The organism is Actinomadura rudentiformis (genome assembly GCF_008923185.1).
Lineage (GTDB): Bacteria > Actinomycetota > Actinomycetes > Streptosporangiales > Streptosporangiaceae > Spirillospora > Spirillospora rudentiformis.
Window position 1 is genome coordinate 209,828 of record NZ_WBMT01000017.1, and the last position, 24,886, is coordinate 234,713.

The following is a 24,886-nucleotide window of genomic DNA, read 5'->3' on the forward strand; positions in this document are numbered from 1 at the left end:
CCCTTCCCACCCGGCCACCTGGGTCACCTGGCTCACCTGCGATGTTCGAATGGATTCGAACGGATTTCCACAACTCCCTTGACGGCCATACCCGGGGTATGTAACTTCCGAATCAGGTTACATACCCCCAGTATGAAAGCGGGCCGGCCATGTCCACGCCGCTCATCGCCGTCTACGGAGCGTACGGCCACACCGGCCGCCTGGTGGCAGCGGAGCTCCGCTCCCGGAACCAGAACGTCATCCTCGCCGGACGCGACGCCGACGCGCTCCAGGCCATGGGTGCCGAGTTCGGCTATCCCGTCCTCCGGGCACCGCTCGACGACCCGGCGGCCCTGCGCGAACTCGCCCAGCAGTCGGACGTGCTGATCCACTGCGCCGGCCCGTTCAAGGTGACGGGCGAGCCGATCGCCACCGTCTGCGTCGAGACCGAATGCCACTACGTCGACCACGCGGTCGAGTCCCACCACGTCCGGCATCTCTTCGAGGACTTCCAGGACAGGGCGCAGAGCGCCGGGATCGCGATGGTGCCGGGCATGAGCTTCTACGGCGGCGTCGGCGACCTCCTGGCCGACGCCGTGGCCGAGGGCCTGCCCGACATCGACCGCGTGACCACGGCCTACGCGGTGAGCGGCTGGCGGATGACCACCGGCGCCAAGAACACCGCCGCGCAGTTGTTCGCCGAGACCGACCGCATCACCTACACCGGCGGGGAGTTCCACATCGGCTACGTGGAGCCCCGCAACGTCGTCTTCCCGTTCCCGCCGCCGCTCGGCCCGCGCACGATGATCGCCCCGTTCCCCTCCTGCGAGATCGTGATGATCCCGCGGCACGTGCCCGCCCGTACCGTCGAGGCCCTGCTCACCGCCGAGACGTTCACCGAGGAGCAGGTCTTCGTCAGCGAGCACGCCGGGATGGCCGAGCGGGCGCGCAGCGAGTTCACCGTCGCCGCCCAGGTGATCTCCGCGCACGGCAGCCGCGCGGGGCGGGTGACCGGCACCGACCTCTGGCGCGCCGGCGCCCTCGCCTCGGTCGAGGCCGCGCTCCGCCTGATGGAGGTGCCGAACAAGACCGGCGTGCTGAGCCCGGCCGAGGCCTTCCCGGCCGACGTGCTCCTCCGCACGCTCGAACGGCTCGGCGCGTTCACCGTGATCATCGAGGGGTGGGACGGATGATCCTCGTTACCGGCGCCGCAGGCGGCACGCAGGGCTCGACGGGGCGCCTCGTCACCCAGGCTCTGCTCGAACGCGGCCACTCCGTACGGGCCTTCGTCCGCACCGACGACGAGCGCACCGCTGAGCTGCGCAAGCTCGGGGCGGAGGTCGTCACGGGCGACCTGCGTGAGATCGCCGACGTCCGCCCGGCCCTCGCGGGGGTCCGCCGGGCGTTCTTCACCTATCCGGTGACCGAGGGCCTGCTGGACGCCACGGCCGCGTTCGCCGCGGCGGCCCGCGAGCACGGGGTGGAACGCGTGGTCGAGGTCTCGCAGCTCGCGGCCGAGCCCGACGCCAACACCCACCGGATGCGCCAGCACTGGGTGGCGGAGCAGGTCTTCGACTGGGCGAACGTCGGCGCCGTCCACCTGCGAGCAGCGGTCTTCTTCGAGAACCTCGACGTGCTGATCCGCCACAGTGGCCGCAACGAGCTCGCCGCGCCCTTCGGCGGTCCTGACACGCTGCTTCCCCTCATCGCGGGCGCCGACGTCGCGAGAGTCGCGGTTGGTCTCCTGGACGAGCCCGTCCCCGAAGCGGATTCCGTCATCCGCCTGACCGGCGAAATGCTGACCGTCGCCGAAGCCGCAGCGGCCTTCGGCGTCCCCTACGTCGATGTGCCGCCCGACGACTGGGAACGCAGCGCCCTCACCTCCTACGGAGACCCCGACACCGTCCGCCACCTGACGAAGCTGTGGGAGATCTTCCGCTTCCTCGGCCCGAACGACCATCCGCTCTACCGCGTGACGGAGGCGATCGAGCAGTACGGCGGCCGCCCGCCCACCACCCTGCGCGAGTACACCGCTCCCTGACGGGGCCCTGGCCGACCTGCCCGGGCCGCCCCAGGATGGGGGCATGGTCGACTGGGATCTCACCGAGCCAGAACAGCGATTGTGGGAGGCCTTCCCCAGCGGGGAGTGGGTCGACCTGCGTTCCGGCGACACTGAACGGGCCGTACGCGGCGAGGTGCTCACCGCGCTCCTGCTAGGCGCCGCGGGCGACGAGCCAGGTCGCCGTCCGGCCGTCCGCGTACGCGGCGCCGTCGTGACCGGCCGGCTCGACCTGATGGGCAGCACCGCGGTCTGCCCGTTGGTGTGCGAGCACTGCCACTTCGAGAATCCGCTGCGTTTCGTCGAGGCGACCACCGGGACCGTGCGGCTCGTCGATTGCGAGATGCCGAGCGTCAACGCCGCGCGCTTGAACGCCAGGGGGATCGTCAACCTTCATCGGAGCCGGGTCGACGGCGGTCTGCGGTTCGATCGCGCCACGATCGCCGGCGACATCGTCCTCATCGGCACCGAGGTGGGCGCGGACGCCGAGGGCGTGGCCCTGGCGGCCGAAGGCCTGGTCGTGGACGGGAACTGCTCCAAGACGCGACGGTCGCTTACGGCTATCAGCCCTGGCGTCCGCTGATCTGGCTCGGGCTGCTGATGACGTTGGGCGCGGCGGTGTTCGCGGCGGCGCCACCAGAACCCGTCAAACGTGGCGAGGCACCGCACTTCAATCCGGTGAGCTACGCCCTCGATCTCCTGCTGCCGCTGGTCGACCTCAACCAGGAGCGCGCGTACGATCCCGTGGGCCTCTACCAGTGGTTCTCGTACGCGCTCATCGCCGCCGGGTGGATCCTGGTCACCGTGATCGCGGCCGCCGTGGCACGTGTTCTGGCTCGCCGCTGAAAATGACGGCGTGTGCCGGATGTGGCCTGGTTTGTTGCGAGGCGGCACCGGCAAGGTCAACAGCGATCTAAGCTGATCTCCCCGCGGAATCTGCCGGACATATCCGGCTTGTCGGAGCGAGGTCGTCATGCGCCTGCTGCCTCGGTCGATCCGCGGGAGAGACACCGTGATCTCCGCCGTGGTGGCCGTGCTGGTGCTGAGCGCGCTCGCCGCCGCGGCCGACGTGCTTCTCCGCAACATGCTCACCCAGGGGGCCCTCGAGGACGCGCAGTTCGTCGCCCGGCAGGCGAGCGCGGCGGTCCGTGAGGGCACGCTGGGCAATCCCATCCAGGAGGACGCCAACGGGGCCGCGCTCGTGCAGCTCGTCTCCCCCGAGGGCCGTGTGCTGAAGGCCAGCGTGAAGGCGGCCGGGCAGCCGCCGCTCGCCGACCTGCGTCCCCGTCCTGAGTCGCGCGTTCAGGCAGTGACCACGTGCCTGGACGACGAGTGCTACGCCGTGTGGGCGATCCGGGTGACGACGGCGCCCGACTCCCCCACGGTGTACGGGGCGGGCAGGCTGCCCTGGGTGATGACGTCAGGCCTCCTCGAACTGCTGCTGGCCCTCACCGTGCTGGCGCTGGCCGCGCTGGTCGCCTGGACCACGTGGCAGGTCGTCGGCAGGACGCTGCGGCCGGTCGAGGAGATCCGCCTGCAACTGGCCGAGATCAGCGGCAGCGACCTGGCCAGGCGGGTACCCGAGCCTCCCGGCGCCGACGAGATCGCCCATCTCGCCCGTACCGCGAACGAGACCCTGGACCGCCTGGAGAAGTCGGTCACCCGCCAGCGCCAGTTCGCCTCCGACGCGGCACACGAGTTGCGCACGCCGATCACCGGCCTCCGGGTCAACCTCGAAGACCTGGCGATGTACCCGGACGACACCGACATCCCCGCCGCCACGCAGGCCGCGTTGCGCGCCACCGACCGGCTGGAGTCGATCGTCGCCGACCTGCTGCTGCTCGCCCGGATCGGCACCGGCGCGGCCGTGCAGGAGGAGATCGACCTCGCCGAGCTCGTCCGGGCCGAGGTCGCCACCCGGACGGGCAGCGCCGACGTGCGCACCCGCCTGACCCCCGGCCTGACGGTCACGGGCGTCCGGCTCCAGCTGGCCCGGCTGCTCGGCAACCTGCTCGACAACGCCGAACGGCACACCAAGCAGACGATCGACGTCGAGGTCGGCCGCGACAACGAGGATTTCGGGCTGGCGTCGCTCATCGTCGCCGACGACGGCCCCGGCATCCCGCGGGAGGACCGGGAACGGGTCTTCGACCGCTTCACCCGCCTCGACCCGGCCCGCAGCCGCGGCTCTGGCGGCGCGGGGCTCGGGCTGGCCATCGCCCGCGACATCGCGCTCGCCCACGGCGGCTCGCTCCGGATCGAGGACAGCCAGCAGGGCGCACGATTCGTCCTGCGCCTCCCGCTCCTCTGAGGACGGGCGTCAGGGCGTGGGCTGGCGGCCCCACGCACTGACAATGGCCTCGGCGGCGTCCACGAAGCGCGGATCGTCGAAGAGCGCGAGCGCGGCGTCGAGCTCCCCGTCGGTGATCAGGTCACGGTCGACGAGGGCCGGCCGGAGCTGGTTGAGGAAGACCCTCCAGAACCGTTCGGCCACGCCTCCGTCGCCGACGGTGAAGACCTCCAGCGCCAGGCCGAGATCGGCCAGTCCCGCGTCGGCGAGAATCGCGGGTTGCCTGCGCCGGGCCCATTCGGTGTCCTCCCCCTGGCTGCTGAGGAGGTCGACGACCGCCGTCATGGCCTTGCGCCAGGCCGGGTTCGGTGAGGTGGCCTTCGGGAAGTGCGCGATGTCCTCAAGGACGAGCCAGCCGCCCGGCGCCAGCCAGCTCGCGAGGCGCTTCACGATCTCCTCGCGTTCGGGCAGATGCATGAGGAGCGCGCGGGCGTGGATGAGGTCGAAGGAGCCGGTGGGAAAGTCGAGGAGCCGGAGGTCGCCCTCCTGGACGACCAGGTTCGGTGCCCAGCTCGGGTCCAGGTAGCGCACGTCGATGTCGACGGCGGTCACCGTTCCGGCGGGGAAGCGACCGGACAGCCAGCGGGCCACCGATCCGGCACCGGCGCCGAGCTCCAGGCACCGCGCGGAATCGGGGAGATCCTCGGCCCGCGCGCCGAGCACGCCGAGGGTGACGGGGTCGAGATGCTCCTCCAGCAGCTGGAGCCGGGTCAGCTCGGTCGGGATGTCATGGCTCAGCACACCGCTGCTGTACCGGTCGGTCAGGCCGTCCTCTTGCTCGATCATCTCGCGGTCTCCTCGATCGCGCGCGGATACCCCGCCGGGGTGAAGAACTCAAAATAGATCATCTCCGTGCGTTCAAGACAAGGAGCGGATCGGCACAAGGAGCGGATCAGCCGTGGGGCGGGTTCTCTCCGGACAGGCGGGCGGCGCGGGTGTTGAGATAGCGCTGCTGCGGCAGGCTGGTCGCCCGGCGCGCGGCCTCCGCGTAGGCCGTCCGCGCCGCCTCGCGTTCGCCCGCCATCTCCAGCAGGTGCGCGCGGACCGCGAACAGCCGGTGATCGTTCGACACGCGCTCGTCGGACGCCAGCTCGGTGAGCAGGGTGAGCCCGGCCCGCGGGCCGTCGGCCATGCCGACCGCGACCGCGTGGTTCAGCATCACCATCGGGTTGCCGGACATCCGCAGGAGCACCTCGTACAGCGCCTTGATCTGCGGCCAGTCCGTCTCCGCGGCGGACGGCGCCTCGTCGTGGACGGCCGCGATCGCCGCCTGGAGCTGGTAGGGCCCCGGCTTCCCCCGCGGCAGCACCGCGCTGATCAGCTCCACGCCCTCGGCGATGAAGGCGGCGTTCCAGCGTGAGCGGTCCTGCTCGGCCATCGGGATCAGCGCGCCGTCCGGTCCGGTCCGCGCGGGCCGGCGGGCGTCGGTGAGCAACATGAGCGCGAGCAGCCCGGCCACCTCGCCGTCATCGGGCAGCAGCCGGTAGAGCATGCGGGCGAGCCGGATCGCCTCGGTCGACAGCTCCGTGCGGACCAGCGCGGGACCGGACGTGCTCGCGTACCCCTCGTTGAAGATCAGGTAGAGCACGTGCAGCACCGCGCCGAGCCGCTCGACGCGGTCGACCGGCATGCCGAACGGGATGCCGCTGCTCTTGATGCTCTGCTTGGCCCGGCTGATGCGCCGGGTCATGGTCGCCTCCGGCACCATGAACGCGCGGGCGATCTCGGCGGTGGTCAGGCCGCCGACGGCCCGCAGCGTCAGTGCTATCTGCGACGCCGGTGACAGCGACGGGTGGCAGCACATGAACAGCAGGATGAGCGTGTCGTCGGACGGCGTCACCGGCTGGTCGGCGGCGGGCGCCATCCACTGGCCGGGCAGCTCCCACTGGGCGACCGTGTCCTCGCGGCGCCGCCGGGCCTGCTCGCCGCGCAGCAGATCGGTGAGGCGCCGCGCGGCGACCGTGATCAGCCAGCCCCGCGGATTGTCCGGGACGCCGTCCACCGGCCACTGCGTCGCCGCGGCGAGAAGGGCCTCCTGAACGGCGTCCTCGGCGGTGTCGAAGTTCCCGTAGCGCCGGACGAGCGCGCCGAGGACCTGCGGCGCCAGCGTGCGCAGCAGATCCTCGGCCGCCGTCCCAGTACCGGTCACGTCGGTGGCTACAGGTCGTAGTCACCGGCGCCGCCGGCGACCGGCCGGACGTCCACGTACCAGTCACGGCCGAGGTCGGCGTCCGGAGGGTGCGGGGTGTTCGCCAGCTGTGCGGCGATCTCGGTCGCCCGGTCGAAGCTGGCGCACTCGACGATCGTGAATCCGGCGAGGACCTCCTGGGTCTCGGCGTACGGCCCGTCGGTCACCACCGGAACCCCGTCCCGCACGCCGATCCGGCGGGCGTGCACCGGCGCGGTGAGGCCGTGCCCCTCGACGAACTCGCCGGACTCGACGAGTGCGTTGTTCCAGTCCGCCATGAACTGGTGCATGGCCGCGACGTCCTTCTCGTCCCAGGCGGGCGTGGCGCCCTCCTTGCCCGTCAGGACGTCGTAGTCCTGCTGCGACCCGTACATCATGATCATGTACTTCATGACCGCTCCTCTCTGGCGGCGCCTCTCTGCTCTCTGGCGCCTTCACCAGAGACGTCGGAGCCGCAGCCCCCGGCCGGACACGGCTCCCGAAATTCTTTCCTGCGTTCTGGTGGTGATACCCGAAGGGCGCCTCAGCGCCTGCCGAAGTCCTTCTTGATCGCGTACCGGCGGAGCTGGTCCCAGTCGTCGCCATAGTGCACGTGGCCAGGGGCTATGCAGCCCAGTGTGATCGGGCGCGGGGCCTTGTAGCGGGGCGCGTCGAGATTCGGCTCGCCGTCGAAGTCGAGGGTCTCGGCGATGTTGCGGGCGGCGGCGTCGCGCACGGACAGCGGCTCCAGCCCCCAGCGCCATTCGATCGCCTTGAGGATCGACGTGTGGTCGTACACCTCGTGCGCGATCGCGCCGCGGCGGGCGCGCGGAGAGATCAGCAGGCACGGCACCCGGAATCCGCGCAGGCCAGTGCCGAGGTCGGGGCGCGGGTCCGGCCCCTCCGGCGGGACGACGTGGTCGAAGAAGCCGCCCCACTCGTCGTAATTGATGATCAGCAACGTCCGCCGCCAGTTCGGGCTGTTGGTGATCGCCTCGTACACCTTGTTGAGGAAGTGCTGCCCGAAGCGGATGTCGGCGAGCGGGTGCTCGTCTTCCGCCAGACCGGGGACCAGCTCTCCGACGAAGCCCGGCTCCACGAACGAGACCGCGGGAAGCCTGCCCCGCGCCGCGTCGCCGTAGAACTCCGTGATGTGCCGGCTGATGCCGAGGTGCCTGAGTCCCCACAGGGCCGTGAACGGGACGTCACTGAAGTAGTACCTGTGCGGGACCTTTCTCGCCGCCAACCGGTCCCAGATCGTGGTCAGCTCGCAGAACTCGAACGCGTTGCTGATCCGGTCGGTCTGCCCCGCGTGCTGGAAGATGCGGTTGGGGAACGTGGATGACATGATCGCCGGGAAGTACCGGTCGCACACCGTCCAGTCCCGGGCGGCGCCGCCGTAGAAATTGAGGTCGGGGCCCTCGAAGTACCCGATGGCGAAGACGTCGCTGTCACCCGACCGCAGCCATCCGTCGCATTTGCCCCCGTTCAGCTGGACGCGGCCGCCGACGTAGCCGTGGTCGGGATCCTGGAAGCCGCAGCCGTGCGGGACCTTGAGGTGATGGGTCGAGTGCTCCTTGCCCTCCTTGTCGGTGAAGGTGAGCCCCGCCTGCTTCCCGTCGGCGCCGGGCAGCCAGCCGAGGTAGTGGTCGAACGACCGGTTCTCCATCATCACGACGACGATGTGGTCGATGCCCGACTCGTCCGGCCGCGGGAGCTCGGACACCGGTGCCCGCCGGGAGGCCGCCCCGGCCTCCGCCGGACCGCCCGCCACCGTGACGGCCGCCGTGGCCGCGGAGCCGGCGATGAACCCACGCCTGGTCAGATCGTCCATGCCACCGGTCCTCTCACGCAGGGGATGCGTGGGGAGCATGACGACATCTGGGACCAGCGGATAGCACAAGAAACGACAAATCAGGACGCAGAAGATGAAGCTTCCTCATGAACTCCCGGGACATCCACGAGGCCCCCAAGATCGGCTGTCCACGACCGGCCAGCGCAGCTCGAAGGCCAGATAACTCCAGCGCAGTTCCGGACGCCCCAGAAGGTCTCCACCGCAGCTCTGGTGAACGCACGTGAGACCGGCCTGCTGGGCATCGGCGACCGCCTCCCGCGCGGTCACCTCGTACATGCGGCGGTTCCGCGGCGCCGGGCCATGCCGCAAGGTCATGACGATCCGTCCGCCCGCGGCGAGCAGGCCCGCCAGGCGCTTCATCCCGACCGCCCGCTCCTGCTCGTCCAGGTGCATCCACACCGCCGACAGCAGGATCAGGTCGAACGATCCGTCCGTTCCGAACCGCTCCGAGACGCGGGGCAGCTCCGGAAGGGCGTCGTCGATCCATTCGGTGGGCTCGGAGTGGACCGCCTGACCGAACGCCCTGAGCTCCGCCGTGGGCTCCACCGCGACGACCCGGTGCCCCAGGCGTGACAAGGCCGCCGCGTCACGCCCCGTTCCGGCACCGACGTCCAGCACCAGTCCAGGCACCTCCGGGAACAGATGCAGTACGGCCCCGTGCACGTCCGCGAACTTCAGGCTCTCGTACTGCCGGGCCAGTACATCCGCATCTTCGCCATAGCCGTTCATGCGCCCGCGTCATCGCGCATCAACCCCAGCCGCCCCACCGTGCCTTCATCGATCATTGGACCCGCCCACCACCCAGCGCGACGCCCGGAACGCCGCTCGACACCACCAGAGTGCGTCCCCTCACCCCGCCTGTCATCCACTTTCCACGAGGATTTCCGACCTCAGGTTGCATGATCATGCATAACAGTGCATACTCTTGCTCATGTCCAAGGTGCTCTCCTCCCTCCCTGTCGGCGAACGCGTCGGGATTGCCTTCTCCGGCGGTCTCGACACCTCGGTAGCGGTCGCGTGGATGCGCGAGAAGGGTGCCGTGCCCTGCACCTACACCGCTGACCTCGGCCAGTACGACGAACCCGACATCGCCTCGGTCCCCGGCCGTGCCACCGCGTACGGCGCGGAGATCGCCCGGCTGGTCGACTGCCGGGCCGCCCTCGTGGAGGAGGGCTTGGCCGCGCTGGCCTGCGGGGCGTTCCACATCCGTTCCGGCGGCCGCGTCTACTTCAACACCACGCCCCTCGGCCGGGCCGTCACCGGCACCCTGCTCGTACGCGCGATGCTCGAAGACAACGTGCAGATCTGGGGGGACGGCTCCACCTTCAAGGGCAACGACATCGAGCGGTTCTACCGCTACGGCCTGCTCGCCAATCCCTCCCTGCGGATCTACAAGCCGTGGCTGGACGCCGACTTCGTCAGCGAGCTCGGCGGGCGCACGGAGATGTCCGAGTGGCTGCTCGCCCGCGGCCTCCCGTACCGGGACAGCGCCGAGAAAGCCTACTCCACCGATGCCAACATCTGGGGCGCGACCCACGAGGCCAAGGCGCTGGAGCACCTCGACGCCGGCATCGAGACCGTCGAGCCGATCATGGGCGTGCGGTTCTGGGACACCTCCATCGAGATCCCCGCCGAGGACGTCACGATCGCCTTCGAGCAGGGCCGCCCCGTGTCGATCAACGGCAAGGAGTTCCCCTCCCCCGTCGACCTGGTGCTGGAAGCCAACGCGATCGGCGGCCGGCACGGCATGGGGATGTCCGACCAGATCGAGAACCGCGTGATCGAGGCCAAGAGCCGCGGCATCTACGAGGCCCCGGGCATGGCGTTGCTGCACGCCGCCTACGAACGGCTCGTCAACGCGATCCACAACGAGGACACCCTCGCCACGTACCACAACGAGGGCCGCCGCCTCGGCCGCCTCATGTACGAGGGCCGCTGGCTGGACCCCCAGGCCCTCATGCTCCGCGAGTCCCTCCAGCGCTGGATCGGTTCGGCCGTCACCGGCGAAGTGACCCTCCGCCTCCGGCGCGGCGAGGACTACTCCATCCTCAACACCTCGGGGCCGGCGTTCAGCTACCACCCCGACAAGCTGTCCATGGAACGGACCGAGGACTCCGCCTTCGGCCCCGTCGACCGCATCGGCCAGCTCACCATGCGCAACCTCGACATCGCCGACTCCCGCGCCAAGCTGGAGCAGTACGCCCAGCACGGCATCGTCGGCCCCCAGCCAATGATCGGCACGGCCCAGACCGCCCTCATCGGCGCGATGCCCGAGGGAGGCGCCGAAGCGATCGCATCCCGCGGCGAGGTCCCCGCCGACGAACTCCTGGACAACGCCGCCATGGAATCCGGCACCGACTGACCCAGCTCATTCGAAGCCGACGGCCGTAGGAGAACACGGCCGTCGGCTTCGTCATGTCCGAACCATCAATCTGTAAGCAATCCGGCTTCCCGAACGAGGGCTTTAGGACGTGGCCTGCCTTGAAGATCCGACCAATGGGACCTACCTTCAGCCGAGCGTTAATTCCTTTTGGAGGTCACTGATGCGGTCGGCTGATACCCCTATTGACACAGGGGGACAAGCAGAAGAGATCGACACCACCGTGTCCCACGTGGCGCGTATCTGGAATTACTGGCTGGGTGGCAAGGACAATTACCCCGTAGACCGCGAGGTCGGTGACCAGATCCTGGAGATGCTCCCCGACGTCGCCATACTGGCCCGTGCCTCACGCGCCTTCCTGAGCCGCTCCGTGCGGTTTCTGGCAGGCGAAGCCGGCGTACGCCAATTCCTGGACATCGGCACGGGCCTGCCCACCGTCGACAACACCCACGAGGTCGCGCAGCGGGTCGCCCCCGACTCCAGGGTCGTCTACGTCGACAACGACCCGCTCGTCCTCGCGCACGCCCGCGCGCTGCTGACCAGCACACCCGAAGGCGAGACCGCCTACATCCACGCCGACCTGCGCGATCCCGAGACCATCCTGACGAAGGCCGCCGGAATGCTCGACTTCGACCAGCCCGTCGCGCTGATCCTGATGGGAATCGTGGAGTTCATCACCGACGACAAGCAGGCCTACGACATCGTCAACCGCCTCAAGGACAGGCTCTGCTCTGGCAGCTTCCTCACCCTCTACGACGGCACCAACGTCGTCCACCGGGAAGCCTCCGACCAGATCGTCGAGGTCTGGAACAACTCCGGAAACGCTCCCCTGACTCTGCGCACTCCCGACCAGATCCGCCACTTCTTCGACGGCATGGAAATCCTGGAGCCCGGAGTGGTGTCGGTCTCCCGCTGGCGCCCGGAAGCCACCCCCTGGGGCGAACCAGAAGAAGTCGACGCCTTCGGCGCAGTCGCACGGAAGCCCTGACCCACTATTCGCCCGGAGCCCAGAGCGCCCCGCCGGAGGCTTTGCCAGAGCAGGCGTTCAGCCTCGACGTCTTCGCTTGGGAAATGCTCGTCGCGTCACAGGCTGAGCGGAACCATGTGGATCTCGTCGGCGCGATGGCCCGCCCGCTCATGGATGCGCTGCACCGCGTCCGCGGACGGCGCTTCGGAGAGGCAGTAGACCAGGCCCGACTCGGGGTCCGCCCAAGCGCGCTCGAAGGTCACGCCCTCCTCTGCCTGGATCGCCAGATCGGCGTCGTGCGCCTGCTGGAGCTGTTCGCGGGTGATGTTCTGGAATCCGTGGTGTACGTCCATGAACTTCGCCATGGCGCGTTCCTCCCCCCGTGAGGTCGCGTGGACCCGATCCAGGTCCACGTGCCTCCAAGTCCACCACTCAGCAAACCACCAGAAAAGGGATCCGCACGCAATTACTGGGCAAACATCGACGGTCGGCGGATAAAGATCATCGACCTGTCGCCGCGCCTGTCGGTGCGGGCCACATCGTCGCCGCGTCAGGCGAAATCGGCTGCTGTCATGCCGGCTGGATGACCGGGTGGCCACTGCACGAGTTCGATCCTGTAGCCGTCGGGATCGGTCAACCATGACGTCCGAATCCCCGGCCCCGGCTCTGTCGGCGGCTCGGCCGCGACGCCCTTGACCGCGAGATCGGCGATCGTGGCATCGAGATCGTCCGTCTGGACGACGAGGTGGTTGACGGCGCTGACGTCCTTCACCGGTCTCGCGGGGTCGTGCACGAGTTCGAGGCTGACGAACGGATCGTCGGGCAGCTGGAGCATGGTCAGGCTGCCGAACTCCGTCTCCGGGACACTGCCGAGCTCGGCGTATCCGAGGGCGGTGTAGAAGGCCAGCGAACGTTCCAGATCGGTGACGCGCAGCCCCAGGTGCAGCATCCGCATGCCGGAAGACTAGTGCCACCCCGGCGGGCGATGCCGATCGTTCAGTGATGACCCAGGTGTCCTCACGCGCGGCCGGTGGTTGACGTGAGTCACCGTCGGTCTGCGATGCTGTGGACCGGGCGAGCTGGTCCTCCGAAGCCGTCTGCACCGGTCAGCCGACCATTGACAGACCAAGGAGGGAGACATGGCCACCTTCACCCGCGGATTCCACGGCAAACGCCGTGGCGGGGACGATCGGCTCCCGCCCGGCCAGTACCTCACTGACGACTTCCCCGTACTCTCCGCCGGGCCCACGCCGCAAATACTGCCGTCAGAGTGGGAGTTCACCGTCGAGACCGAGACCGGGCAGGTGCACCGGCGGAGCTGGCAGGAGCTGATGGCCCTGCCGTCTGAGACCCCGACGGTCGACATCCACTGCGTGACCACCTGGTCCAAGCTCGACACCACGTGGCAGGGCGTGTCCCTTGACGTGCTGCTGGAGGACGTCGAGACGGCGGCGGAGTACGCGTTGGTCCATTCCTACGGCGGTTACACCACGAACCTGCCGCTGGAAGACCTGCTGGACGGCAAGGCCTGGATCGCCTACCGCTACGACGGCGAGGAGCTCCATCCCCAGCACGGCGGACCCGCACGGCTGCTGGTGCCTCATCTGTACTTCTGGAAGTCCGCCAAGTGGGTGCGCGGCCTCCAGTTGTTGAACGAGGACTCGCCGGGCTTCTGGGAGACCGCCGGCTACAACAACTACGGTGACCCTTGGCGCGAGCAGCGCTACGCCGATGATTAGGTGGCGCGCCGCGCGGCTGGTCAAGGTGCGCGACGAGAACCCCACCGCCCGGACGCTGGTCTTCGATGTGCCCGGGTGGCCCGGACATCTTCCCGGCCAGCACGTCGACGTCAAGCTCACCGCCGAAGACGGCTACACCGCCCGCCGCAGTTACTCCCTGGCCTCCCCAGACGGCGTGGAGCTCACCGTTCAGCGCGTGAACGACGGTGAGGTCTCGCCATACCTCACCCAACACATGGAGCCCGGTGACGAGCTCGAACTGCGCGGCCCAGTAGGCGGCTGGTTCGTCTGGCGACCTGCCGTTCCCGCGCCGGTGCTGCTGGTGGCAGGAGGTGCGGGCATCGTCCCGCTGATGGCCATGATCCGAGCTCGCCGTGCCGCCCAGGTGGAAACCCCGTTCAGGCTCGTGCACGCACTGCGCTCGCCTGAACAGCTCTACTACGCCGATGAGCTGCTACGACCCGATCCCGCCGTGGCCGTCACGCTCGCCTACACGCGCAGCGCCCCGGAGGGCCACCAGCGGTCGCCCGGCCGCCTCACCGCCGACGATTTCAGCCCGTACGTCCCGGCTGACTGTTACGTGTGCGGCCCGACCGGCTTCGTCGAAGCCGCCGCGGCGCTCCTGGTGGAGCTCGGACACGACCCTGCCCGCATCAAGACCGAACGCTTCGGCCCTTCCGGAGACTGACATGAGCGCCGACTACCTCGATGGCAACGCCCTTGCCGGCCCACTGGCCGAGATCTTCACCACCGATGTCTCGGCGGCCGTGGGCCGCTGCGCCTCCTGCGGCCTGACCGGCCCGGTCGCCTCGCTCCGGGTCTATGGCCCGGCGCCCGGCCTGGTCGCCCGCTGCCCAGGATGCAACGAGGTGATGCTGCGCCTGGTGCGAAGCCCGGACGCAGCCTGGCTCGACCTGTGCGGCACCGCGTGCCTGCGCATCCCCATGGAAAGCGCCGAGGGCAACAGCCCCTGACGCGAAGTACCGCGCATGGCGGGGCCGGTCATTTCGCCGTGTTGGTGCTCATGTGGGCGGCGTGGGCGGTGGCATTGGAAGCGAGGGTACGCAGGGCTTCCTGCAGATCGGCGATCACGGCGTCGTCGAGGCCGATGGCGTCGCTGATGGCCTTGGGGACGTCGCGGGTCTTCTCTTGCAGGGCCCGGCCCTCGTCGGTGAGGAGAACCGTGACGGAACGTTCGTCGTCCGGACGGCGCCGCCGTTCCAGCAGACCGCGCGCTTCCAACCGCTTGAGCAGCGGTGACAGCGTGTTGTAGTCGAGCCTGAGCTCGTCCACCAGCTCACGGACCGTACGGTCGCCGTGCCGCCACAGCATGAGCATCACCAGGTACTGCGGATAGGTGAGCCCGAGCGGGTCCAGGAGCACGCGATACACGGACGTGACGCTGCGGGAGGCGGCGTACAGGTCGAAGCAGAGCAGCTCCGACAGCGGCGACTCGGAATCCATGGAGACAGTGTAATCCAAAACACATCGTAAGCGACTACATCGCGCACGATTTAATCGCGTACTCTCCTCCTCAGTGCGGGAGACACCCGCGACGGAGCAGAGGGGCAGACGATGCCGTACATCACCGTTGGCACCGAGAACACCACACCGATCGAGCTCTACTACGAGGACCACGGCTCCGGCCGTCCCGTGGTGCTCATCCACGGCTACCCGCTGGACGGGCACTCCTGGGAGAAGCAGGTCCCGGCGCTGCTGGAGTCCGGGCACCGCGTGATCACCTACGACCGTCGCGGCTTCGGCCAGTCCAGCCAGCCGACCAAGGGCTATGACTATGACACCTTCGCCTCGGACCTGGACATCCTGATGCGCACGCTCGACCTGCGCGACGCCGTTCTGGTCGGTTTCTCGATGGGCACCGGCGAGGTGGCCCGCTACATCTCCACCTACGGGACCGAACGGGTCGGCAAGGCCGCGTTCCTCGGCATGCTCGAGCCGTTCCTGCTCAAGACCGACGACAATCCCGGCGGGCTCGACCAGGGCGTGTTCGACGGCATCCTCGCCGCCGTCAAGGCCGACCGGTACGCCTACTTCGACGCGTTCTACGCCGACTTCTACAACACCGACGAGAACCTCGGCACCCGCCTCAGCGAGGCCGCGCTCCGCGCCAGCTGGAACGTCGCGGCCGGCGCCTCCGCCTACGCCTCGGCCGCCGCTGTCCCCACTTGGATCACCGACTTCCGCGCCGACAGCGCCGCGGTCGCGTCCTCGGGCGTCCCGACCCTGCTCCTGCACGGCACGGCCGACCGCATCCTGCCGATCGACGCCACCGCCCGCGCCTTCCGCAAGATCCACCCAAGCGCCACCTACGTCGAGATCGAGGGAGCACCCCACGGCCTGCTCTGGACACACTTCCAAGAGGTGAACGAGGCACTCCTGGCCTTCCTCAAGGCCTAGCAGCCACAAGGCCCAGCGGACGCACAGGGCCCAAGCCGACGGCTTGGGCCCTTCTGCCGACCTCAGGCGAATCGCAGGCGGCAGAGCCGGCAAAGGCCGGCATTCACATGAATCCGAAGCTCGGATCAGCGCTGGTCTCGTCGAGCGGCGCGGCCGCCGATTCTCAGGTATTCGCGTTCGGCCTCGGTGGGCGCGAGGTCAGCTGCGCGCTCGTAAGCGACCATGGCCTCGTCCACACGGCCTAGCCGTTGCAGAAGGTCGGCGCGCGTAGCGTGGAAGAGGTGGTATTCCACCAGGTCCAAGTCGTCGACCAGAGCCAACGCCGCGGCAGGGCCCTGGGTCTCGCCGATGGCGACGGCTCGGTTGAGCGCCACGACCGGGGTCGGCGTGAAGACGATCAGTTGGTCGTAGAGCGCGGCGATCTGCCGCCAGTCGGTCTGCTCGGCCTCCGGAGCGTCGGTGTGCACTGCCTGGATCGCAGCCTGGATCTGGTAGGGCCCTGACCGATCCCGGCGCAGGCACCGCCGGACGAGTGCGTGTCCTTCCTCGATGAGCGCTGAGTCCCACGTGCTGCGGTCCTGCTCGGCCAGCAACACCAAGGAGCCGTCGGGGCGAACGCGCGCCGGCCTGCGGGACTCGGTGAGAAGCAGCAGGGCCAGCAGCCCGGCGACTTCGGGCTCATCGGGCATGAGCTCCAGGAGTGTGCGTGCCAGGCGTGTCGCCTCACCGCACAGGTCGGCGTCGCCGCTGGTCAGGCCGCTGGTGTAGATGAGGTAGATGACGGCCAGGACCGGAGGCAGGCGGCCGGGCAGCTCGTGGTCGCCGGGAACGCGGTACGGGATCCGCGCATGCTTGATCTTGCGTTTGGCGCGGACGAGGCGCTGCGCCATGGTCGGCTCCGCCACGAGGAACGAGCGCGCGACCTCCGCGGTCGACAAGCCACCGAGCAGCCGGAGCGTGAGGGCCACCTGCGCCTCGATCGACAGAGCGGGGTGACAGCAGGTGAAGATCAGCCGAAGCCGGTCGTCGGGCACCGTTGTCGCCTCCTCCGGTCCGGAGTGCGTGAGGACGGCGGCCTCACCGAGCAGGTGTCGTTCCCTGGTCCGTCGGCGCAGCCGGTCGAGGGCGTGGTTGCGCGCGGTCGTGGTGATCCAGCCGCCCGGGTTGGGCGGCAGCCCTTCGTCCGGCCACTTGCGCAGGGCGATGGCGAAGGCTTCCTGAACGGCGTCTTCGGCGAGGTCGATGTCGCCGAAGAGGCGGATCAGGGCGGCCACCGACCGGCCGGATTCCACGCGGAAGATCCGGCCGATGGCGGCCTCGTCGAGGGTCACTCCCCGGGCAGGTCGGCGAACGGCCGGACCTCGATCGGTGCTCCGACGATCGAGGTGACCTTCGAGGCCCAGGCGAGCGCCGCGTCCAGGTCGTCGGTTTCCAGGACGTAGAAGCCGCCGAGATGCTCACGTGCCTCCGCGAACGGCCCGTCCGTGGTGATCACCTCGTGCCCGGACACACGCACCACCGTGGCGGTGTCAGGAGCGTGCAGACGCCCACCGAACACCCAGACGCCGGCCTCCTTCATCTCCTGCTCAAGGGCGAGCACCTGCTTGGTGACCCGTTCGATGTCCTCCTGGCTCATCGGAGGCGGGGTCCGGTCCTCACCGCTGTGTGCCGAAAGCATGTACTTGGTCATGGCGACGCTCCTTGTGCCGGGCGGGCTCTTCCCGCGCTCACTCCACTACGAACGGAATCCGCCGGAATCGACACCGATCGCTAAGAAATCTCCAAAGGCCGAGTCCAGGGCGCTCCCCCCACCTGCTCCAGCCCCGACACCCGCAAACAAGGAAAGCCCACCATCATCCCGGCCACCACGTCCGCAGGTCAGAAGCGGCGCGCTGACGTCGAAGAGGAATCGATGGGTCTCCCAATCATCGACGATCCTCTTTCATCAAGACCGCCTCCGGGTTCGCCGGAGTGTCACGCCAACGCCGGTGGTTACTCTGGCTTCATGGAAGCTGCGCCCGTGGCCGATCCAGCCACTGGAGAGCTGCTGGCCGCGGCTCGCGAGGGCGATGGGGAGGCCTTCCGCCTCCTGGTCGAGCCGCATCGCCGACTCCTCCATGTGCACTGCTACCGGATGCTCGGCTCGTTCGACGACGCCGAAGAGGTGCTGCAGGAGACCCTCCTGCGCGCATGGCGATCACTCGGATCCTTCGAGGAGCGCGCGCCGTTGCGGCACCCGACAGGCTCCTCGATCAGCTCGCCGAGGCCGATCCCGCCGCGGTCGTGGAGGGCCGGGAGAGTGTGGCGCCGGCGTTCATCGTCGCGCTGCAACGGTTGCCCGCCACCCAGCGCGCCGCGCTGATCCTCAAAGACGTGCTCGGCTGGACCTCCGCCGAGGCGGCCGACCTGCTGGGCACCACCGCAACGGCGATCAACAGCATGGCGCAGCGCGCCCGCGGCACGCTCACCTCCCCCGGGCCACGGCGCCCGCTCGACCACCGGGACGAGGCCGTGCTCGGCCGGGTGCGTCGAAGCCTGGCAACGGTGTGACTTCGCGGCGCTGGCCGACCTGCTGCACGAGGATGCCGAGCTGCGCATGCCGCCCGAGGACATCGTGATCCAGGACCGCGAACCGATCGTGGAATTCTTCGCCACCGTCCCCGCCGGTGGCCGTCTCGATCTGATCCCGGTGACGGTCACCCGCGCCAACGGCGACCTGGTGAAGCGTCTGGGCGCGGACGTCGTCGTCGACTACAAGAAGCAGGCGTTCGAGACGGTGCTGCACGACTATGACCTCGTCCTGGACTCCCTCGGCGGCGTCGAGCCGGAACCGCAGGGCCGTATCTGGTGACTATACGTCCCATGCGGTGGTTGATCACTGCTGGGTTAGCGAGTCCAGGAGTTCACGGCCGTGCTGCCACGAGCCCAGGCCGCTGGCGGAGTTGATGTGTCCGCACGCGCCTGCCAGGTGCCATCGCGCCTGCCACTGCGCCGCGAAGCCGGCGGCCGCCTCGGGTGTGCAGTACGGGTCGTTGGCGCTGCCCGCCACCAAGGCCGGGCACGGCAACGGTTGTGCCGACACCTTGATGAACGTCGCGGCCGCCTGGCGCGGGAACGCCGGCCCGTGCGGGTCGGGCGGCGCGACCAGGAATGCGCCGCCTACCGGGCTGGAGGGGTTCTTGTTGAGCCAGGTGGACGCAGCCCAGCAGCCCAGGCTGTGGGCTACCAACACAACGTGGCTGTCCTGCTGGGAAGCATCGTCGTAAGCCCTCTGGACCGCGTCCACCCAGTCATCCAGATCAGGAGCGGACCACGAGGCTGGGGAGATCCTCACCGCTGAGGTGCCCCACTGCCGCTCCCACAAGGTCTGCCAGTGCTGTCCATCCGAGCCGTCGATACCCGGGATGATGACGTACGCAGCCACCGCCCACCACCATTTCACTCGTCGCTCCCGGCGATCACGGGGGCACCTGCCGCATATTCTGTTGGATTCATCAGGACAACGGCGTCGGCACAAGTGATCTCAAAGAAAGTAGTGCGGGCAACAATGGAATCACTCGACCAGATAGACCGAGACATCCTTGCCCTGCTCCAGACCGACGGCCGGTTGACCGGCGCAGAGGTAGGGCGCCGTGTCGGGCTCTCGCAGCCCGCTGCCAGCGCGCGCATCCAACGGCTGGAGAAGAACGGCGTCATCACCGGCTACCGAGCCGTGGTCGACCCGGCGGCCCTGGGGCTGAACATTCACGCGGTCATCCGGCTGCGCAGCACGCACGCCCAGCTCTCACGCGCTCTGGACTTCGCCTCCCGGACCCCCGAGATCGCCTCCACCCTCAGAGTCACCGGGGAAGACTGCCTCATCTTCGACGTCTACTGCCCGCAGGCAGAACGACTCGAAGAAGTCGTCGACGCACTTGCCCGTTACGGCCCTGTCACCACATCCCTCGTGCTCCGCGCCTACCCCCACAAGCCGCTGACCGACGCCACGTCAACAACGTCATGACCCGCAACACCCAGGGCGTAAGGCGCGGAAGCTACGGCAAGCTGCATGACCCTTCGGCGCGATGCGCCCATCCGCCCGGCCGTCTGTCGTCTGGAGTCCCCATGTCCGAACCCGCGGAAGACGGTCATGACGAGGGCGAGTACGCGCTGCGGGCGAACGCCTCGGGCGTCCCGGCCCCGCTCCTGAATGGCATGACACGGCACGGCCGCATCCTGCAGACCGACGCCACCGCCGGCGCCTTCCGCAAGATCCACCCCAAGCACCACCCACGTTGAGATCGGCGAGGCCTCCCAGCCTGCTCTGGACACACGCTCAAGAAGTGAACGAGGCGCTCCTGGCCTTCCTCAAGGCCTAGCAGCCGCAAAGGGCCAAGCCGACGGCTTAGGCCCTTTGCTGACGCCAACCGCTGCGGAGCGGCGTGTTGCCTCGCCTGAAACCGGGGACCGGCGTGGATGCGGGGATGTTGCTGGTCCGTGCGGACGTCCATGCGTACGCCGGGCGCGTCTGGTCGTGTACGAGGAGCTGGGAGCAGGCCGGCGCCCTGTTTGATGCGCGAGGCCGCGATGGGGAGCATCGCGGCCTCGGGCGTCGGGGCGTTCGGGTGTCGGAGTGTTGGGGTGTCGGGTCAGGGGTGGCAGGTCGGGTTGGTGGCGGGGAGGGTGCCGGTGGCCAGGTAGGCGTTGACCTTGGCGTCCACGCAGGCGTTGCCGTACAGGCCGTAGATCGCGTGGGCGGTGGTGCCGCGCAGGGTGAGCAGGCGGGAGCCGGTCAGCGCCCGGTGCATGGCCTTGGCGCCCTCGTAGGTGGTGGCGGGGTCGCCGGTGGCGGACACGATCAACGCCGGGGTGGGGTTGCCGACGGCAGTGAAGGGCTCGCGCGGTTGGTTCGGCCAGAAGGCGCAGGGCCAGATGTTGTTCTTGAGGGGGCCGAAGAGGGGGTGGCGTGCGCGGCTGCGCTGGATGTCGTTCCAGTACGTGTCGGGCTCGCGTGGCGCGGCGCGGTCGCCGCAGGTGACCGCGGCGACCTGGCTGCCGAAAGAGGAGCCGGCGCTGGTCAGGATGGCCGTGAGGAGTCCGTCGAGTCTGGGTCCGGGGTCGGCCGGGCGGCCGTGCGCCGCCTCGTTCAGGGTCCGGACGGTGGAGGCGAACTCCGCGCGGGCCGCGGGGAGGTCGTTGCCGGAGCCGACGGAGACGATGTAGGGGACAGCCTGCTCGTCCACCTCGTGGGATCCGACACGCAGCGGCCGGTCCTCCGCAGCGGCGACGATCGCGTTCACGGTGGCGAGCACGCGGGCGGGGGTGGCGCCGAGGCCATAGGTGCCGTGACGTTTGGCGGCCCAGCCCGCCCAGCCGCGCAGCGCGCGTTCCGCCTCGTCTTCGGTGCCCTGCGTCGCCCTGGGGCCCCACTTGCGCGGGTCACCCGCGCTGTCCAGGACCACTCGGTCGGTGCGACCGGGGAACATCTGGGTGTAGACCGCGCCCAGGTAGGCGCCGTAGGAGTAGCCGAGGAAGGAGATCCGGCGCTCCCCGAGGACGCGGCGCACGAGGTCGATGTCGCGGGCCGTGTCGCGCGTGTTGACGTACGGGAGCACGTCGGCGTGGCGCTGGGAGCAGCGCTCGGCCAGATCACGCTGCACCGCCACCTGGTGATCGAACCGGGCGCGGGTCGAGCCGGCCGAGCGGAGCCACAGGCCGATGGGCCAGCCGCAGTCGAGCGGCGTGCTGCGCCCGACGAAGCGCGGGTCCAGGCCGACGAGGTCGTAACGGGCGGCGACGTCCTTCATCGCCGCCCGCGTTTGCACGGGCATGCCCAGCGTGCCCTCACCAGGGCCGCCGCTGTTAAGGACCATGGTCCCGATGCGATGGGCGCGGTCGGTGGCGGGCAGGTGGGACAGCGCGAGCGTGATGGTGCGTCCGCCGGGCCTGGAGTGGTCGAGCGGGACGGTGAGCTCCGCGCACCGTGCGCCTGCCTCGTCGAGCTCCTTGCCGACGTCGTCGTCGGAGACCTGCGAGCAGGACTTCCACGTGAGCGGTGAGGGCGGGGGCGAGCCGCCGTCTGCTATGGCCAGGGGTGCAACGGCGGCCGACAGGGCGACCAGCACGAGGACCAGGACCAGGCGTCTGCGGGTCCGCGCAAATGTCGGTTTCATGACCGAGGACGCTATTTCCGGCCGGACGTCCGGCACGATACAGCCGACCGCACGCGTGTTGGTACAGCCCGCTGTAGTGCCCGACGGGGACCGGCGGCGGATAATGATCTCCATACCGGCGTCGCGAGGAGGTGCGTATGCGTGACCGTGTTCTCTCCGGCTCGGCCTACCTGCTGGGCACGCTGGCCACCGCCGTGGTCACGGCGCTCGCGTTGCCGGTGCTGCTGCTCGCGCCGCCGGCGGCTCGGGCCTGGGCAGACTGGCACCGTTCGCGGGCCGGCAGGCTGCTCGGCGTTCCGGCCGGCGAACGGGCGGCCGGGCGGCGGAACCTCGCCTGGGCGCTCGCGCACGTCGCCGTCGGATTCCCACTTGGCCTAGCCGCCCTGCTGTGCCTGGGCAACATCCTGGTCGCCGCAGTGGCGTTGCCCTTGTGGTGGGCGTTTCCCGCCGATGCGCGTCCCACCCTGTTCTCGTTCTTCGATGTCCAAGTGGATGATTGGGCGACCGCGCTCGCCGGGGGCTCCGTTCAGATCGCCGTCCTCGGTGCGGCGGCCTGGTGGGTGCTCCCGGCGCTGGCGCGACTTCACGCACGGCTGTGCCTGGCGATGCTCGCGCAGTCGGCCCGCGAACAGCTCACCGAGCGGGTCGACGTACTGACCAAGAGCCGGGTCGGAGTGGTCGACGCCCATGGCGCGGAGCTCCAGCGGATCGAACGCGATCTGCACGACGGCACGCAGGCGCGCCTGGTGGCCATCGCGATGCAGTTGGGCATCGCGCGGGAGTCTCTCGCCGACGACCCGGACACGGTGGCGACGCTCCTCCAGCAAGCGCACGAGACGGCGGAGGAGGCGATGGTCGAACTCCGCACGGTGCTCCAGACGATCTACCCGCCGATCCTCGCCGACCGCGGGCTCGACGGGGCACTGACGGCGCTGGCCGCCCGGTCGAGCGTGCCGGTCCGCATCGAGCTCGCCGACCTCGGCGCGCTCCCGGCGAGCGTGGAGGCGGTGGCCTACTACGTGATCGCCGAGGCGCTGACGAACGTGACCAAGCACGCCGCCGCCACGCGGGCGTCCCTCCGGGTCGAGCGCGCCGGCGACGTGCTGTCCATCGAGGTCACCGACGACGGAAAGGGCGGCGCCGACGAGGCGCGCGGCACCGGGATCACCGGGATACGCCGCCGGGTCGCCGCCCTGGACGGCGCCATCCGCCTCGACAGCCCGCCGGGCGGCCCCACCAGCCTCGCCGTCCAGATGCCATGCGGGTAGTGATCGCCGAGGACAACGTCCTGCTGTCCAGCGGCCTGGAGCTGCTGCTGGCGGCGAAGGGCTGCGAGGTCGTGGCGGTCGTCCCCGACGCCGAGTCGTTCCTCGACGCCGTCGCCGAGCACCGCCCCGACATCGCCATCGTCGACGTGCGGCTGCCACCGTCGTTCCGCGACGAGGGCATCCACGCCGCACTGCGCGCCCGCCGCGAGCACGGCGCGCTGCCGATCCTGGTGCTGTCGCAGTACGTCGAGCGCGAGTACGCCGGCGAGCTCCTCTCCGACGGCCGCGGCGGCATCGGCTACCTCCTCAAGGACCGCATCGGCCGGGTGGCCGAGTTCATCGACGCCCTGCACCGCGTCGCGGCCGGCGGCACCGCCATGGACCCCGAAGTGGTCGCCCAGCTCCTAGCGCGCCGTACCGGCGACCCCCTCGACACCCTCACCCCCCGCGAACGAGAGTCACTCGCCCTCATGGCGCAGGGCCACGACAACGCCACCATCGCCGAACGAATGCGCATCTCCGACAACGCCGTCCACAAGCACATCGGCAACATCTTCGCCAAGCTGGGCCTAGCCCCGGACGACTCCGGCCACCGCCGAGTGCAAGCAGTGCTCACCTACCTGAACGGCACCCCCGGCCACCTATGACGAAGGCCACGAAACACGTACGGGGCGCCAGAACATCTAGGCTGCGCGGGTTGCCTGCACGAAGGTGACCCGGCCGAAGCTCTGGTCGGCGTGCGCGACCTCTCGCGCGTCGCCGAACCCGGCGTCGGCCAGCAGCGCGACGATGCCGTCGCCATGGTTGCGGGCCACGATCGGGCTGTGCGCCACCCGGGAACGTATGAGGCGGGGCAGGTGCCCGAGGACGTGGGCCAGGCCATGGCCATGGCCGCGGGTGGGGTGGTCAGCACCTGCGACGTTGGAGGTCGGGCCGCCGAAGTCGACGATGGTGACCCTGCCTCCTGGCCGAAGGGCACGCAGCGCGTCGCGCGCGAACGCGTTCCGGCCGTCGTCATCGATGTGGTGCAGGGCCAATGAGGAGACCACATGGTCGAGTGAGGCGTCGCCGGCGGGGATCCGGTCGGCATATCCCTGAACGAGGGTGAGAGCGACGCCGCGGCGGCGCGCCTTGCGTGCGGCCCTGCGCAGGGCGTCTCTGTCGGGGTCCAGGCCGGTCACCCGCGCGTCCGGCTGGGCCTCGAGCACGGCGAACGACAGGTTGCCCGTGCCGCAGCCGACGTCGGCCACCGCCTGGCCGGGCTCGATGCCGGCGAGCTCGACCGCGCGCTCGTGCAGTGCGCGGACGCCGGCCACCCGGGTGAAGGTGTCGTAGAACGGCAGGAGCCAGGTCTTGCCCGCGCCCGGCAGGAACGGGCGGTCCCGCTCCTGCGGGGTTCGCTGGTCGAGGATGCGTATGCGGGTCGAATCTGCCATGGGTGCCCTCTGTGCACTCGGTGGCGGGTCTGCCTCGGTGACCCGTGACAGACCTGGTGTCATCACCTCGAGTCTTGGACATTTTGCGGCTGCCGAGCAGGACATAGCTTGGAGAC

30 protein-coding genes are annotated in these 24,886 nt (G+C 69.5%); 17 read left to right on the top strand and 13 right to left on the bottom strand.

Annotation, left to right across the window (positions count from 1 at the left end):
* The first annotated feature begins 149 nt into the window (after nt 1–149).
* The 5 genes from F8566_RS32680 to F8566_RS32695 all read left to right on the top strand — a co-directional run bounded on the left by F8566_RS32680 (nt 150) and on the right by F8566_RS32695 (nt 4,349).
* The gene (locus F8566_RS32680; protein WP_151565707.1) at nt 150–1,172 is read left to right on the top strand and encodes a saccharopine dehydrogenase NADP-binding domain-containing protein; all 1,023 of its coding nucleotides are present in this window, start codon (nt 150–152) and stop codon (nt 1,170–1,172) included.
* Nucleotides 1,169–2,020: an NAD(P)H-binding protein gene (locus F8566_RS32685; RefSeq protein WP_151565708.1), complete on the top strand. Its 852-nt coding sequence runs from the start codon at nt 1,169–1,171 to the stop codon at nt 2,018–2,020. Before F8566_RS32680 ends, F8566_RS32685 begins: the two co-directional genes overlap by 4 nt.
* A gap of 43 nt (nt 2,021–2,063) precedes the next feature.
* Nucleotides 2,064–2,621 carry a pentapeptide repeat-containing protein gene (locus F8566_RS50260; protein ID WP_192809972.1) on the top strand — a complete coding sequence of 186 codons (558 nt, stop codon included), beginning with the start codon at nt 2,064–2,066 and terminating at the stop codon, nt 2,619–2,621.
* A gap of 17 nt (nt 2,622–2,638) precedes the next feature.
* On the top strand, nt 2,639–2,884 hold the full coding sequence (locus F8566_RS50265; RefSeq protein ID WP_192809973.1) for a hypothetical protein: 246 nt from the start codon (nt 2,639–2,641) through the stop codon (nt 2,882–2,884).
* A gap of 127 nt (nt 2,885–3,011) precedes the next feature.
* On the top strand, nt 3,012–4,349 hold the full coding sequence (locus F8566_RS32695; RefSeq protein ID WP_151565709.1) for a sensor histidine kinase: 1,338 nt from the start codon (nt 3,012–3,014) through the stop codon (nt 4,347–4,349).
* Nucleotides 4,350–4,358: 9 nt separating this feature from the next.
* Here the strand turns inward: F8566_RS32695 and F8566_RS32700 are convergent, their stop codons facing one another.
* The 5 genes from F8566_RS32700 to F8566_RS32720 all read right to left on the bottom strand — a co-directional run bounded on the left by F8566_RS32700 (nt 4,359) and on the right by F8566_RS32720 (nt 9,139).
* Nucleotides 4,359–5,174, bottom strand: a complete 816-nt coding sequence (locus tag F8566_RS32700) for a class I SAM-dependent methyltransferase (RefSeq protein ID WP_151565710.1) — start codon at nt 5,172–5,174, stop codon at nt 4,359–4,361.
* A 106-nt stretch (nt 5,175–5,280) separates the two neighbouring features.
* Nucleotides 5,281–6,537, bottom strand: a complete 1,257-nt coding sequence (locus tag F8566_RS32705; RefSeq protein WP_151565711.1) for an RNA polymerase sigma factor — start codon at nt 6,535–6,537, stop codon at nt 5,281–5,283.
* Between the two features lie 8 nt (nt 6,538–6,545).
* A complete protein-coding gene (locus tag F8566_RS32710) occupies nt 6,546–6,968 on the bottom strand; it encodes a YciI family protein (RefSeq protein WP_151565712.1) in 423 nt (140 codons plus the stop codon).
* A gap of 131 nt (nt 6,969–7,099) precedes the next feature.
* Entirely contained in the window at nt 7,100–8,389 is a 1,290-nt protein-coding gene (locus F8566_RS32715; protein WP_192809974.1) for an alkaline phosphatase family protein, read from the bottom strand.
* A gap of 105 nt (nt 8,390–8,494) precedes the next feature.
* Nucleotides 8,495–9,139, bottom strand: coding sequence for a class I SAM-dependent methyltransferase (locus F8566_RS32720; RefSeq protein ID WP_151565714.1), 645 nt, complete (start codon nt 9,137–9,139; stop codon nt 8,495–8,497).
* A 202-nt stretch (nt 9,140–9,341) separates the two neighbouring features.
* On the opposite strand from F8566_RS32720, the gene argG reads away from it, so the two are divergent.
* Together argG and F8566_RS32730 are read left to right on the top strand one after the other, a co-directional pair.
* A complete protein-coding gene (gene argG, locus F8566_RS32725) occupies nt 9,342–10,772 on the top strand; it encodes an argininosuccinate synthase (protein ID WP_151565715.1) in 1,431 nt (476 codons plus the stop codon).
* Nucleotides 10,773–10,953: 181 nt separating this feature from the next.
* On the top strand, nt 10,954–11,778 hold the full coding sequence (locus F8566_RS32730; protein WP_151565716.1) for an SAM-dependent methyltransferase: 825 nt from the start codon (nt 10,954–10,956) through the stop codon (nt 11,776–11,778).
* Nucleotides 11,779–11,873: 95 nt separating this feature from the next.
* Here F8566_RS32730 and F8566_RS32735 read toward each other — a convergent pair whose 3' ends face one another.
* Both F8566_RS32735 and F8566_RS32740 read right to left on the bottom strand, forming a co-directional pair.
* A complete protein-coding gene (locus F8566_RS32735; protein WP_151565717.1) occupies nt 11,874–12,122 on the bottom strand; it encodes an SCO4226 family nickel-binding protein in 249 nt (82 codons plus the stop codon).
* A gap of 185 nt (nt 12,123–12,307) precedes the next feature.
* The gene (locus F8566_RS32740) at nt 12,308–12,712 is read right to left on the bottom strand and encodes a VOC family protein (RefSeq protein WP_151565718.1); all 405 of its coding nucleotides are present in this window, start codon (nt 12,710–12,712) and stop codon (nt 12,308–12,310) included.
* A 184-nt stretch (nt 12,713–12,896) separates the two neighbouring features.
* On the opposite strand from F8566_RS32740, the gene F8566_RS32745 reads away from it, so the two are divergent.
* The 3 genes from F8566_RS32745 to F8566_RS32755 are packed head-to-tail and all read left to right on the top strand — an operon-like array spanning nt 12,897 to nt 14,470.
* The gene (locus F8566_RS32745) at nt 12,897–13,496 is read left to right on the top strand and encodes a sulfite oxidase-like oxidoreductase (protein ID WP_151565719.1); all 600 of its coding nucleotides are present in this window, start codon (nt 12,897–12,899) and stop codon (nt 13,494–13,496) included.
* Nucleotides 13,489–14,184, top strand: a complete 696-nt coding sequence (locus F8566_RS32750; protein ID WP_151565720.1) for a ferredoxin reductase — start codon at nt 13,489–13,491, stop codon at nt 14,182–14,184. Before F8566_RS32745 ends, F8566_RS32750 begins: the two co-directional genes overlap by 8 nt.
* A 1-nt stretch (nt 14,185) precedes the next feature.
* Nucleotides 14,186–14,470, top strand: coding sequence for a DUF6510 family protein (locus tag F8566_RS32755; RefSeq protein ID WP_151565721.1), 285 nt, complete (start codon nt 14,186–14,188; stop codon nt 14,468–14,470).
* A gap of 28 nt (nt 14,471–14,498) precedes the next feature.
* Here the strand turns inward: F8566_RS32755 and F8566_RS32760 are convergent, their stop codons facing one another.
* Nucleotides 14,499–14,960 carry a MarR family winged helix-turn-helix transcriptional regulator gene (locus F8566_RS32760; protein WP_151565722.1) on the bottom strand — a complete coding sequence of 154 codons (462 nt, stop codon included), beginning with the start codon at nt 14,958–14,960 and terminating at the stop codon, nt 14,499–14,501.
* A gap of 111 nt (nt 14,961–15,071) precedes the next feature.
* Here F8566_RS32760 and F8566_RS32765 point away from each other — a divergent pair, with 111 nt between their 5' ends.
* Nucleotides 15,072–15,914, top strand: a complete 843-nt coding sequence (locus tag F8566_RS32765; protein WP_151565723.1) for an alpha/beta fold hydrolase — start codon at nt 15,072–15,074, stop codon at nt 15,912–15,914.
* Nucleotides 15,915–16,039: 125 nt separating this feature from the next.
* On the opposite strand, the gene F8566_RS32770 is transcribed toward F8566_RS32765, so the two are convergent.
* Nucleotides 16,040–17,245, bottom strand: a complete 1,206-nt coding sequence (locus F8566_RS32770; RefSeq protein WP_151565724.1) for an RNA polymerase sigma factor — start codon at nt 17,243–17,245, stop codon at nt 16,040–16,042.
* On the bottom strand, nt 17,242–17,604 hold the full coding sequence (locus tag F8566_RS32775; protein WP_151565725.1) for a YciI family protein: 363 nt from the start codon (nt 17,602–17,604) through the stop codon (nt 17,242–17,244). The genes F8566_RS32770 and F8566_RS32775 overlap by 4 nt, the downstream gene beginning before the upstream one ends.
* A 500-nt stretch (nt 17,605–18,104) precedes the next feature.
* Between F8566_RS32775 and F8566_RS32780 the strand changes: the two genes are divergently transcribed.
* A complete protein-coding gene (locus tag F8566_RS32780) occupies nt 18,105–18,464 on the top strand; it encodes a sigma factor-like helix-turn-helix DNA-binding protein (RefSeq protein ID WP_225993718.1) in 360 nt (119 codons plus the stop codon).
* Between the two features lie 46 nt (nt 18,465–18,510).
* A complete protein-coding gene (locus F8566_RS51705; protein WP_225993719.1) occupies nt 18,511–18,765 on the top strand; it encodes a hypothetical protein in 255 nt (84 codons plus the stop codon).
* 24 nt (nt 18,766–18,789) lie between these two features.
* Here the strand turns inward: F8566_RS51705 and F8566_RS32790 are convergent, their stop codons facing one another.
* A complete protein-coding gene (locus F8566_RS32790; RefSeq protein WP_151565726.1) occupies nt 18,790–19,338 on the bottom strand; it encodes an RBBP9/YdeN family alpha/beta hydrolase in 549 nt (182 codons plus the stop codon).
* Nucleotides 19,339–19,461: 123 nt separating this feature from the next.
* On the opposite strand from F8566_RS32790, the gene F8566_RS32795 reads away from it, so the two are divergent.
* A complete protein-coding gene (locus F8566_RS32795) occupies nt 19,462–19,917 on the top strand; it encodes an Lrp/AsnC family transcriptional regulator (protein ID WP_151565727.1) in 456 nt (151 codons plus the stop codon).
* A gap of 101 nt (nt 19,918–20,018) precedes the next feature.
* Entirely contained in the window at nt 20,019–20,192 is a 174-nt protein-coding gene (locus F8566_RS50270) for a hypothetical protein (protein ID WP_192809975.1), read from the top strand.
* Nucleotides 20,193–20,542: 350 nt separating this feature from the next.
* Here the strand turns inward: F8566_RS50270 and F8566_RS32800 are convergent, their stop codons facing one another.
* Nucleotides 20,543–22,066, bottom strand: coding sequence for an alpha/beta hydrolase (locus tag F8566_RS32800; RefSeq protein ID WP_151565728.1), 1,524 nt, complete (start codon nt 22,064–22,066; stop codon nt 20,543–20,545).
* Between the two features lie 137 nt (nt 22,067–22,203).
* Between F8566_RS32800 and F8566_RS32805 the strand changes: the two genes are divergently transcribed.
* Nucleotides 22,204–23,334, top strand: coding sequence for a sensor histidine kinase (locus F8566_RS32805; RefSeq protein ID WP_151565729.1), 1,131 nt, complete (start codon nt 22,204–22,206; stop codon nt 23,332–23,334).
* Nucleotides 23,325–23,981, top strand: coding sequence for a response regulator transcription factor (locus F8566_RS32810; protein ID WP_151565730.1), 657 nt, complete (start codon nt 23,325–23,327; stop codon nt 23,979–23,981). The genes F8566_RS32805 and F8566_RS32810 overlap by 10 nt, the downstream gene beginning before the upstream one ends.
* Before the next feature lie 36 nt (nt 23,982–24,017).
* Here F8566_RS32810 and F8566_RS32815 read toward each other — a convergent pair whose 3' ends face one another.
* Entirely contained in the window at nt 24,018–24,770 is a 753-nt protein-coding gene (locus tag F8566_RS32815; RefSeq protein ID WP_151565731.1) for a class I SAM-dependent methyltransferase, read from the bottom strand.
* Nucleotides 24,771–24,886 lie beyond the last annotated feature (116 nt).

Excerpts from the sequence above, each read along its gene's own strand:
- F8566_RS32680 (WP_151565707.1), top strand. The coding sequence starts at position 150 with ATGTCCACGCCGCTCATCGCCGTCTACGGAGCGTACGGCCACACCGGC.
- F8566_RS32685 (WP_151565708.1), top strand. The coding sequence starts at position 1,169 with ATGATCCTCGTTACCGGCGCCGCAGGCGGCACGCAGGGCTCGACGGGG.
- F8566_RS50260 (WP_192809972.1), top strand. The coding sequence starts at position 2,064 with ATGGTCGACTGGGATCTCACCGAGCCAGAACAGCGATTGTGGGAGGCC.
- F8566_RS50265 (WP_192809973.1), top strand. The coding sequence starts at position 2,639 with ATGACGTTGGGCGCGGCGGTGTTCGCGGCGGCGCCACCAGAACCCGTC.
- F8566_RS32695 (WP_151565709.1), top strand. The coding sequence starts at position 3,012 with ATGCGCCTGCTGCCTCGGTCGATCCGCGGGAGAGACACCGTGATCTCC.
- F8566_RS32700 (WP_151565710.1), bottom strand. The coding sequence starts at position 5,174 with ATGATCGAGCAAGAGGACGGCCTGACCGACCGGTACAGCAGCGGTGTG.
- F8566_RS32710 (WP_151565712.1), bottom strand. The coding sequence starts at position 6,968 with ATGAAGTACATGATCATGATGTACGGGTCGCAGCAGGACTACGACGTC.
- F8566_RS32715 (WP_192809974.1), bottom strand. The coding sequence starts at position 8,389 with ATGGACGATCTGACCAGGCGTGGGTTCATCGCCGGCTCCGCGGCCACG.
- F8566_RS32720 (WP_151565714.1), bottom strand. The coding sequence starts at position 9,139 with ATGAACGGCTATGGCGAAGATGCGGATGTACTGGCCCGGCAGTACGAG.
- argG (WP_151565715.1), top strand. The coding sequence starts at position 9,342 with ATGTCCAAGGTGCTCTCCTCCCTCCCTGTCGGCGAACGCGTCGGGATT.
- F8566_RS32730 (WP_151565716.1), top strand. The coding sequence starts at position 10,954 with ATGCGGTCGGCTGATACCCCTATTGACACAGGGGGACAAGCAGAAGAG.
- F8566_RS32735 (WP_151565717.1), bottom strand. The coding sequence starts at position 12,122 with ATGGCGAAGTTCATGGACGTACACCACGGATTCCAGAACATCACCCGC.
- F8566_RS32740 (WP_151565718.1), bottom strand. The coding sequence starts at position 12,712 with ATGCGGATGCTGCACCTGGGGCTGCGCGTCACCGATCTGGAACGTTCG.
- F8566_RS32745 (WP_151565719.1), top strand. The coding sequence starts at position 12,897 with ATGGCCACCTTCACCCGCGGATTCCACGGCAAACGCCGTGGCGGGGAC.
- F8566_RS32750 (WP_151565720.1), top strand. The coding sequence starts at position 13,489 with ATGATTAGGTGGCGCGCCGCGCGGCTGGTCAAGGTGCGCGACGAGAAC.
- F8566_RS32755 (WP_151565721.1), top strand. The coding sequence starts at position 14,186 with ATGAGCGCCGACTACCTCGATGGCAACGCCCTTGCCGGCCCACTGGCC.
- F8566_RS32760 (WP_151565722.1), bottom strand. The coding sequence starts at position 14,960 with ATGGATTCCGAGTCGCCGCTGTCGGAGCTGCTCTGCTTCGACCTGTAC.
- F8566_RS32765 (WP_151565723.1), top strand. The coding sequence starts at position 15,072 with ATGCCGTACATCACCGTTGGCACCGAGAACACCACACCGATCGAGCTC.
- F8566_RS32775 (WP_151565725.1), bottom strand. The coding sequence starts at position 17,604 with ATGACCAAGTACATGCTTTCGGCACACAGCGGTGAGGACCGGACCCCG.
- F8566_RS32780 (WP_225993718.1), top strand. The coding sequence starts at position 18,105 with ATGGCGATCACTCGGATCCTTCGAGGAGCGCGCGCCGTTGCGGCACCC.
- F8566_RS51705 (WP_225993719.1), top strand. The coding sequence starts at position 18,511 with ATGCCGCCCGAGGACATCGTGATCCAGGACCGCGAACCGATCGTGGAA.
- F8566_RS32795 (WP_151565727.1), top strand. The coding sequence starts at position 19,462 with ATGGAATCACTCGACCAGATAGACCGAGACATCCTTGCCCTGCTCCAG.
- F8566_RS50270 (WP_192809975.1), top strand. The coding sequence starts at position 20,019 with ATGTCCGAACCCGCGGAAGACGGTCATGACGAGGGCGAGTACGCGCTG.
- F8566_RS32800 (WP_151565728.1), bottom strand. The coding sequence starts at position 22,066 with ATGAAACCGACATTTGCGCGGACCCGCAGACGCCTGGTCCTGGTCCTC.
- F8566_RS32805 (WP_151565729.1), top strand. The coding sequence starts at position 22,204 with ATGCGTGACCGTGTTCTCTCCGGCTCGGCCTACCTGCTGGGCACGCTG.
- F8566_RS32810 (WP_151565730.1), top strand. The coding sequence starts at position 23,325 with ATGCGGGTAGTGATCGCCGAGGACAACGTCCTGCTGTCCAGCGGCCTG.
- F8566_RS32815 (WP_151565731.1), bottom strand. The coding sequence starts at position 24,770 with ATGGCAGATTCGACCCGCATACGCATCCTCGACCAGCGAACCCCGCAG.